Genomic DNA, 9,160 nt, shown 5'->3' on the forward strand with positions numbered 1-9,160 from the left:
TCATTATCCAGCTTTTACCGAGTTACTGCCTCACCAGGCTTTGAAGAATCACTTATCCAAGGAACATACAAAATTACTGAAACTTGGAATCCAGGTTTTGGTTTCTCAACATGGTCATGGAAGAATCACAGTTGATAATTCCCATGAATATGGAGACTCCCCAGCCATCTTTTGTCAAAAAGAAATTGAGGACCTTATTAGGGGTTATCTGAACAGTTTTCTTACTTTGCCCGATGCACAGGTTTCAGAACGCTGGTTAGGAAACTATGTAAGTCACCCCTCTGGAGAACCCTGGATTTATAAGCCAACTGCTGGAATAATGCTTGTTAATAGGATTGGGAGAGTGGGTATGACAACCGGTTTTGGTCTTGCACAAGAAGTTTTACCAGAATGCTAATTTGAATTTGCTTCACCTTGAACTTGTTGGGATCTCTGGCGAAAGTTTTCTTAGCACAATCAACCCCCTCTTGAAAAACATCTTGGTTTGACTGAAATGAAAGTAGCCATCTACAACAACCTCACAGACTTTCAACAAGCAACAACTCCAGAATTTTCTGACGAAATCAGCAACAGAGTTCGTGAGATTATTGGGCAGGTAAGGGCTCAGGGTGACAAAGCTCTCAAAGATTTGACTAGCCAGTTCGATGGTGTATCGCTGGATCAAATCCCTGTACCAAGTGAGTATCTGAGGACCTGCCTAGAAAAAATGGATACGGGCCTTCGTTCGGTCTTAGAAGAGGCTGCGGATAATATTCGCCGCTTTCACCAAAGACAAAAGCAGCAGAGTCAGATGGAATTTGAGCCAGACGGCACTCTGCTAGGTTGGAAGGTCACTCCTGTTGATGCTGCAGGTGTTTATGTGCCGGGTGGAAGAGCAGTCTATCCTTCAACACTTCTAATGAACGTTATCCCTGCTCAGGTAGCTGGAGTGCCCAGACTGGTCATGGTGTCTCCACCAAATCGGGGAACTGGCTTTCCCCATCATTTGGTTTGTGGTGCAGCCGCCTTGGTCGGTGTCGAAGAGATCTATGCGGTTGGCGGAGCACAATCTGTTGCAGCGCTTGCCTGCGGTACAGAGTCCATCCAAAAAGTTGTCAAAATAACTGGACCTGGCAATGCATACGTTGCTGAGGCAAAAAGACAGGTATACGGTCTTGTAGGGATCGATTCGATTGCGGGCCCAAGCGAAATCATGGTGGTCTGTGACCGAGAGGACATTCCTGTAGAATTCTTGGTGAGAGACCTACTCTCCCAAGCTGAACACGATCCAGATGCAGGTGCGGTAATGGTCACAACATCTCGAAGACAAGCAGAGGCTGTTGCAAAAAGATTGGAGGAGTTGATCCCAACCTTACCCAGAAAGGAAATTCTCGAAGAATCCTTCCGAAAAAGATCCGGGATCATTGTGGCTGAAAATTTAGAAGATATCTTTAACGCTATCAACGAGATCGCTCCCGAACATTTAGAAGTGCTGACTCAAAACCCAATGGAGGATTTACATCGCATTCGTAACGCGGGAGCAATTTTCTTGGGTCCCCACACCCCTGAACCTTTGGGTGATTATTTTGCAGGACCTAACCATACGCTTCCTACCTCCGGTGCTGCCCGCTTTGCTTCACCTCTTGGTGTATCAGATTTTGTAAAGACGAGTTCAATCCTCTCTTATTCCAGGTCAAAGCTCCAACAACAAGGTCCCTCTGTAATGCGTTTTGCTCAAGAAGAAGAGTTGTTTGCACATGCAGAAGCTATCCGGGTTCGTTTGGAAAGTAGTTTTTGATTTGAATCCTTCCAGAATTTTTCGAACTCAGTCCAATCTGCTCTCTTTTCTCCTCTTCTCAGCCTCCTCTTTGATTAGCTATTCCTGATCTTTTGATTTTCTTCTTCAGATCGTGGTATTTTAGTAAAATTTTCTGTAAAAATTGTAAAATTTAGATATTCATTTAAAATTTATTATTAAAAATAAAGGGTAAATAATTTTATCTTCGTCAAAAAATGTATAAAAAACCTTACTAAGAATGTTACGTGGAAAGAAAAAAAATATTGCTGGTTGAAGAGAATTCAGAGAAAGCAAAGAAATTGATACCTTCTCTGAATAACCAATTTGAAGTGACGTGGGTTAGTGGTGGACTTGATGCGATGCTTCTATTCGGGCATCAAAACTACCAAGTCTTGATTCTCGAGACAAATTTGCCTGACACTGATGGTTTACAGATGGTTCGTACGATTCGAAAGTATGGATTTACATTACCAATTGTTATACTGAGTAACCGAGAAACTGCTCAGGACCGGATAGTTGGTCTGCAAGCTGGTGCTGATGACTACCTTACTAAACATGTTTCTTTGCAAGAACTGATGTTACGGCTAGAAATTCTTTTAAGGAGAATAGGCCTCTCAGAAGAATCTGCGCAGGGTAGCGTGCTTAGAGAAATAAAGTTTCCTTCATCTGAGTTGCGAGTCGGTGATGTGATAATTCATCGTACAAATCGAACAGTGAAGCGAGCTGGATCCTCAATTGATTTAAGGAAAAAAGAATTCGAACTTCTAGAATTGTTAATGGAACATCCTAATGAAGTGATGAGTAAGCAAAGAATTATGGACACCCTCTGGGGACATGGACTTGATGCAAATGAATCGAGAGTCATTGACAATCACTTATGCCGATTACGAGCGAAACTTGATGAAGGATATGAGAAGAAGTATATTTGCACTAGGCGAGGAGCAGGCTACATATTTGCAAATCAAGAAGATGAGAAAAGAATTTTTATGTAAAAATTTATTAGATAAAAAATAAATCTGTCAAAACTTTTCTGATATTTTGATTTAAACAGTTTACTAAAATTACTTAGAATGATCTTTGATATGTAACATTTCCACCATCCCAAAAATCATTGGCAAAGTTATCTAGATTCCAAGTACTCGTAAACATCAAAGCACCCCCACCCACATAATCATTTCGGACTTTCCAACTAATTCTTAATTTGCCCTCGAGCCCTCTATCCTCTTTTTTCGATAAATCTTCTAAGTTGGTCATCGATTTATCAACCTGACCTAAGTAAATTCCAGCTTCCCAAGCGGTTTCATTGCCCAGAAGTTGACGCATAGAACCAAACCATTGATAGGAATGAATAATATTCTCTTCGCTTTCGTTTATTGCATCTAGCTGAAGTAAATGATGCTGAAACATGTCATAACGTAAACCGGCATTCAAATACCAATCTTGGGCTAGAGGACCATCAGCTTGCAGTATTTGTGACATCCAACTGGTCTCCTGGTACCGATGATCAGCTGGATCAGGAGAAATAGTCACTTCTCGATGTTTTTCAGAACGAAATTTTTTCCATTGCCATCCGAGTGTCCAATCAGGATTCCATTGATGCTCAATAAGCAGTTGTTGCTGTGTCTCTTCATGTGAGAAATTCAGGGCTACGGTTGGATCCAACAACTTCATCGGTAGAGATTCGGTCCATTTAAATCCAAATTCCCAATCATCACCAAGCCAAGTGCCTTCAACTTGGTTTTCAATTGGATGGGGATCTTGAGTTGATTGATCATAAAGATTTTTCTCGTTATAAAATAAATTTTGTTGCAGTTGATGCAGTCTCAGGAAGCTCTCCTGAAGGTCTCCAAGAGTGATGAAGGCCCCGTAGTCTGCATCTCGTTTGTCAAATTGAGGTTGCCCGGCAATTCCAAGTGTGAAGTTAGAACTTGGCTGCCAGCCTACCTCAATTTCAAAATTTAGTGGTTTTCTCTCATAAAATTCTTCATGGTCAATTCTGACACTAGCACTAAATCTTCGACTCAGTTGTTCCATTAATTTCAACTGGAATTTCAAAAAGAGTAGGTCCAGTCCAAGGCTACCACCAGTCATACGCCAACCTTGCTCAGCACGACGCCATTTTCGATCTTGTGCTGCACTAAATAAATACGACTGGATGTCGAGAAAATTTTCTCGATTTAAGTGAAAGGCATCTATATTTGTGGCTCCATCGAAAGCATGCAGATCTTTGGAGATGCCACTCAGAAAAATTAAGAGAAAAAAATAGAGGAGAAGCTGGCTTGGATTAGTTCGTTGAATTTCCATGGGTATCTAAACCAGATAAAGAGATAGGGCTGAAAAAAATCCGATGGACCAAAACAGTGAACGCATCAAGTCTCTGTCTGTTACATAGGCCCATCCATAGAGACAGCGCGCCATAACATGCAAAGCCGCCAATGAGTTTATCCATAAAAAATAACTGGGCTCGCTCCAAATATGGGCGACGATGACACCGCATGCAAAAAACGGAAAGGACTCAAAGGAATTATCCTGAGCGGCATAGGCTCTTTTGCGGTATCCAGTAAGTGAAGCTCGAAATGTCCTTGGTTCACGATTCTCATTGCGGCTGTAAATTCCATATTTTGCCACACCTGTGAAGACGAAAGGCAAAATGCCAGCAGTGATCAGAAAATAATAAGAATAATCCGTTGACGATAAATCCATAAGAATTACAAACAATTGAACTGGTTAAAAAATGAAGAAAGTGGATCGAATTCGTGGAGCAATACTTGGAGCAGCTGTAGCCGATGCAGCAGGCTGTCCCCTGCACTGGATTTATGATCGTGAAAGGATGGAATCACTTTTAAAAACACGATTTCAGTCAGAGTTTTGGCCAACCAGTGAATCTCTATTTTACTCTCTTCCAGCTGGTGCACACTGCTCCAACTTTGATACCACACTCGTGGTGCTTAGGGCTCTTGGAGAGAATAGCGGTAAATTTAATCCTTCGATTTTATTGAAAATACCGAGGAGCATTTTGGATCTAAATCCGCTTGCGAAGAATCATTTCAAGCCCGAAATAAGCGGTATGCTGACACGAAAAAGGGATGAAAAAAACACCTGATCCAATTAATGGAACTTGGCGGAATGGTTTGATGACCAAAATTTTGAGGAATCACTGATTAACGAGTCAGGCCCTTTTGGATCAGAAGACACCTCTGAGTTGGATGTCTTCTGCGCAGCATTCCCAGTTTTGTTGATTGAATCCAGAAAAGAATCTTTGGAGAAATCAAACCAAGCTTTGAGGCTTCTAGCTAACAGCACAACCTGTAGCGACCATGCCTTGGTGACAGGAACACTACTGAAATGAGCAATCGATGGAGAATCTGATCCTGTCAACAAACTTTTAACTGATTATCCAAAGCTGTTTTCACAAAAGGTGAAAGAGGAAATCGAATTGGTCGTTGAGCATCTGGATAAAGATCATACAGATTTTGTTGAGCGAATTGGCAAAGCTTGTCCTTTTTCTGGGACCTCTCAAGGAGCACTCCACGCCTTTTTGGAAGGTGAATCTTTCATTGAATCCGTCAGGATGATTATCCATGCGGGAAGATGTAATTGTTCTAGAGCTATTCAGGTTGGGGCAATTTGTGTTACTTTGTCAGGAGTTGAAGCCATACCGCAAAATTGGATAGAGAAGACTCATCCCTGGAGTGAGTTAACCCATCTTTTGAATGATAAGTTGGTCAGTATAGAATGAGAATGATGCAACAATTTGGTTCCTTACCCTTCTTGCTTTTAACGTTACTGATTTTGGCATCCTACATTTTGTTTCGTTAAGCAGATCATCCCCTTACAGGATGTTGTTACAGCTTTTCAATACTTGGGATCTCTATTCGATTCTGGTTAACAAGCTATTAATTGCTTCAAAACTTCAAAGTGATTTCAAGAAATTGGAATGAATTTAGATGATTAATCAAATATAATTTCAGTTATACTTTGCTTGCAAAATCCAAGGAAGCAATTATTGTTTCAAAGATTCCTGTCCGTCAGAGTTACCATAGTTGCGATAAGCTCATCTCCCGGCTTGGAAAGTCACCAAGTTTCCACTAAATATGCTTAGCATTCAGGAAGGTTTCAAAATTTTTTATTGGACTGATTTTAGCATTCCAACGTAAACAAATTTTTTTGAACCATATCAATTATGAAAGTTCCTGAAAACTGAATAAGGACTGTAATGGCAGAAAACGATGATGATCTAAGCTTAGACGGTTTCGATACTGACGATGACAGTTTGAGCTTTGACGATATGGACTTAGATTCGGGAATGTCTGAGGTTTCAGAAATTGGTTTCGATGATGAGTCTGCAGAAGCCAGCAGTGATTCAGATGAGTTTGAAAGTCTTGGTGCGGATGATTCTGGCGATTCAGATGATGAGTTATTAGATGCTCTGAGTGAGGATGCACCTGTTGATGAGCCTGAAACAGTCAGTGCCGATGCAGAGATGCAATTTGATGTTGATGGTTCGGCAGATGATCTTCAAGAAATGTCTATGGATACAGAACCAGTTGGGGGAGGGGATGAGTCCGAATCAACTGCTGAGGTGGAAAATGGCCTGGAAGAAGACCCATTCGCTGAACACTTGAATGAAGATGAACCAAGTTTCTCCCCTGAAATTGAAGAGGATGATGAGGCCGATCCTTTCCTGACCAGTTCAGAACCAGTTGAATCAGATCCTGAGAATACTGTTGATCCTGAGTCAGAAGAAACTATTTTAGAAGAGGTACCACCGGTTGTCGCCGCAGCTGCGGGCATTGCCGCAGTTGGTATCGTCGCTGAAAACTCTGCGCAAGTAACTGGAGAAATGTCTGTGGGAACAGAACTTTTGATGAATGTCCACCATGAGGCTACCGTTGAGATTGCACGAACACGGTTGACTGGTGAGGAAATTACCCAACTAACTCACGGAAGCGTGATTGAACTAGATAAAGCAGCTGGAGAGCCGGTTGATATCGTACTTAATGGCAAACTGGTTGCGCACGGTGAGATTGTGGTGATTAATCGGGAGAAATTGGGAGTACGTGTAATTGGTATCCACCAAGGATAAGGAGCTTTTTGATGTTGTACTCACCAGAAGAATTGCCAGAAGAGATAGAGGACTTTTCTCTCGCTGAAGCCGAAATCCACGTTGGTCGCTTTCGCTGGCTTGATGTTGTAATGCGTAGATGGGCAAACCAGCTAGAAAGTACCTTATTCGATCACCTCCATTCAGTTTTTGAAATTGAAGCTGAAACTGTCATCTGGACCAGATTTAGTGACGTACTCAAAATGCTGGGTGATCAACCCATGTATATTTTTGAGTCCAACCAAAAGGGCAAGGGGCTTCTAATTCTGGACAACGCGATTGCCCAAGCCTGTATCGATCGAGATCCGGATACACTTGAAAACACAGTGCCCTTAGATGTGGCAGAATTAAATTCTGAGACGCAAAAGTCATTGTTTGATATCGTTTCTCAGATTGTTACTGACTTAGAAGGCTGCTGGTTCAATATTGGTGAACTGCCACTACACCTAAAGCGGATCACAACCCACCCAATGCGCGCTAAGGTGATGCTTCCTTTCGAACGTTGCCTTCTGGGAACCCTCCGTTTCCGCTCGGAAGGATTTGAGAGCTATCTGATCATCTGTATTCCCTATTGTGTTGTTCATCCACTACTATCTAAACTAGATGATAGAAGAGTGCTGCCTCCAGAATCTATGGATCATTTCCTAGAGGATGTTGAGAATCATTTTCAACAACTGCTGTTGGATATGTGCTATGAGGTCAAAGCCGAGTTGGGTACAGTTGAATTAGGTGATAGAAATGGGGTGTTGTTGAAAGTAGGACAGGTTCTCCCAATTTCAGTTCCCTACTCAGGAAAAGCAATTATCAAAATCAATGACTTGCCAATGATGATTGGAGAGGCTGGTAATTCGAACGGTAAATTTAGTGTGCAGGTTACAGACGACTTTGATACTTTGAAGCAGACTACACAGAGTACACAAAAATCCTTCCAAAATCTCCACTGGGGCAACAAAAGCTAGGCTCAAATTTCAGAGCCAGTCTCCCACCTGAAAAGCAATCGTTAAATAGATCCAAACACCAACCAAGTCGTTCATCGTCGTGATGAACGGCCCAATTGCTAGTGCGGGATCTATGTTCGCTCTCTTCAGTAGAATCGGAACTGCCGAACCTACCACAGCCGCAAAACAGAGAATAATTAGTAGTGAAACTGGAGTGGTCAGAGCCATCCCAGGACTCCAAGTCAATAAGAAGGTCATAAAACCAAGCACGATTGAACAGACAATTCCTAACAGAACACCCACTCGTAGTTCTCTCCAAACTCTCATGATCAAGTCTCCAGTACCTATTGCTCCCGTAGCTAAACCCCGAACAACAATGGATGACGATTGAATCCCAATATTCCCAGCCATGGCTGCAATAAGGGGCACAAAGTAAGTCACTTGGGGAATATCAATCAATGAATGTTCAAAACCTCTCATTACTAAAGCGGTTAGGCTGCCACCTAGCATCCCAAGCATTAGCCAGGGTAGACGCTCACGAACAGTTTTAATTAGTGACACTTCCAACACTTCTTCTTTCGCAGTTCCACTGATCTGTGCAATATCTTCCTGATGCTCCTCATAGATCACATCTACTAAGTCATCAATTGTGATTCTGCCAATCAAACGGAGATATTTGTCAATCACTGGAACTACAACCAAGTCGTATTCCTTGGCAATCTGCACGACCTCTTCTTGATCCAAATCCACATCAACAGCAATCACATCAGGGTTCATCATTTCGCTGATAAGTGTTTGCCTCTTGGCAAGCAATAGCTGTGTGACAGCTACAGTTCCAATCAAATGTTGAAATTCATCAACAACATAAACCGTATAGAATGGCTGCATCGAATTTTGCAGTTCAATATACTGGCGTATGCTCCGAATGGCCTCATCTACCGATTGCTCTTTTTGCACAGAAATCACATAGGGATTCATTATACCCCCGGCAGTATCCTGGGCGTATTGCAGAAGAGAGGTAATTTCTTCTCTTTGGTGTTCTGGCAGTAATTGAAGCAATTCGTCAGCTTGTTGGGCATCCATCAACCCAACAAAATCTGCAGCGTCATCTTTTGGCATTTCGCTGACCCAGCCACCCAGTTGCTCTGGGGGTAACTCGGCAACCAGATCTGAAAGTGGAAGTGGGGTTGAACTCATCTCAGCTAAAACTTCTGATGCACGATCTTCGGGCAGTGTGGCTAGAATCTGAACTTGGTACTTTGTTTTTAACTGAAGCATTGCAGCAGCAATGTCAAAGGTGCTAAGATCCTTGAGTAAACTTTGCAAAAAATCGTTTTTCTC

At 42.2% G+C, this 9,160-nt stretch carries 11 protein-coding genes; 8 read left to right on the forward strand and 3 right to left on the reverse strand.

Features of this window, described 5'->3' with window-relative positions:
* The 3 genes from P8O70_14445 to P8O70_14455 all read left to right on the forward strand — a co-directional run.
* Window positions 1–397, forward strand: a 397-nt coding sequence (locus P8O70_14445; GenBank protein MDG2198050.1) for a hypothetical protein, incomplete at its 5' end; no start/stop codon positions are given.
* A 96-nt stretch (window positions 398–493) separates the two neighbouring features.
* The gene (gene hisD, locus P8O70_14450) at window positions 494–1,777 is read left to right on the forward strand and encodes a histidinol dehydrogenase (GenBank protein MDG2198051.1); all 1,284 of its coding nucleotides are present in this window, start codon (window positions 494–496) and stop codon (window positions 1,775–1,777) included.
* Between the two features lie 245 nt (window positions 1,778–2,022).
* Window positions 2,023–2,769, forward strand: coding sequence for a response regulator transcription factor (locus P8O70_14455; protein MDG2198052.1), 747 nt, complete (start codon window positions 2,023–2,025; stop codon window positions 2,767–2,769).
* 73 nt (window positions 2,770–2,842) lie between these two features.
* Here the strand turns inward: P8O70_14455 and P8O70_14460 are convergent, their stop codons facing one another.
* Together P8O70_14460 and P8O70_14465 are read right to left on the reverse strand one after the other, a co-directional pair.
* Window positions 2,843–4,081 carry a hypothetical protein gene (locus tag P8O70_14460; protein ID MDG2198053.1) on the reverse strand — a complete coding sequence of 413 codons (1,239 nt, stop codon included), beginning with the start codon at window positions 4,079–4,081 and terminating at the stop codon, window positions 2,843–2,845.
* A 6-nt stretch (window positions 4,082–4,087) separates the two neighbouring features.
* Window positions 4,088–4,495, reverse strand: coding sequence for an MAPEG family protein (locus P8O70_14465; GenBank protein ID MDG2198054.1), 408 nt, complete (start codon window positions 4,493–4,495; stop codon window positions 4,088–4,090).
* 16 nt (window positions 4,496–4,511) lie between these two features.
* On the opposite strand from P8O70_14465, the gene P8O70_14470 reads away from it, so the two are divergent.
* From P8O70_14470 to P8O70_14490, 5 genes are all read left to right on the forward strand, one after another.
* A complete protein-coding gene (locus P8O70_14470) occupies window positions 4,512–4,880 on the forward strand; it encodes an ADP-ribosylglycohydrolase family protein (protein ID MDG2198055.1) in 369 nt (122 codons plus the stop codon).
* 15 nt (window positions 4,881–4,895) lie between these two features.
* Window positions 4,896–5,126, forward strand: coding sequence for a hypothetical protein (locus tag P8O70_14475; protein MDG2198056.1), 231 nt, complete (start codon window positions 4,896–4,898; stop codon window positions 5,124–5,126).
* Between the two features lie 69 nt (window positions 5,127–5,195).
* Window positions 5,196–5,516, forward strand: a complete 321-nt coding sequence (locus P8O70_14480) for an ADP-ribosylglycohydrolase family protein (GenBank protein MDG2198057.1) — start codon at window positions 5,196–5,198, stop codon at window positions 5,514–5,516.
* A 477-nt stretch (window positions 5,517–5,993) separates the two neighbouring features.
* On the forward strand, window positions 5,994–6,863 hold the full coding sequence (locus tag P8O70_14485) for a FliM/FliN family flagellar motor switch protein (protein MDG2198058.1): 870 nt from the start codon (window positions 5,994–5,996) through the stop codon (window positions 6,861–6,863).
* 11 nt (window positions 6,864–6,874) lie between these two features.
* Window positions 6,875–7,840, forward strand: coding sequence for a FliM/FliN family flagellar motor switch protein (locus tag P8O70_14490; GenBank protein ID MDG2198059.1), 966 nt, complete (start codon window positions 6,875–6,877; stop codon window positions 7,838–7,840).
* 9 nt (window positions 7,841–7,849) lie between these two features.
* Here the strand turns inward: P8O70_14490 and mgtE are convergent.
* A partial coding sequence (gene mgtE / locus P8O70_14495) for a magnesium transporter (GenBank protein MDG2198060.1) occupies window positions 7,850–9,160 on the reverse strand: 1,311 nt, incomplete at its 5' end.

The sequence above is a fragment of the SAR324 cluster bacterium genome (assembly GCA_029245725.1).
Lineage (GTDB): Bacteria > SAR324 > SAR324 > SAR324 > NAC60-12 > JCVI-SCAAA005.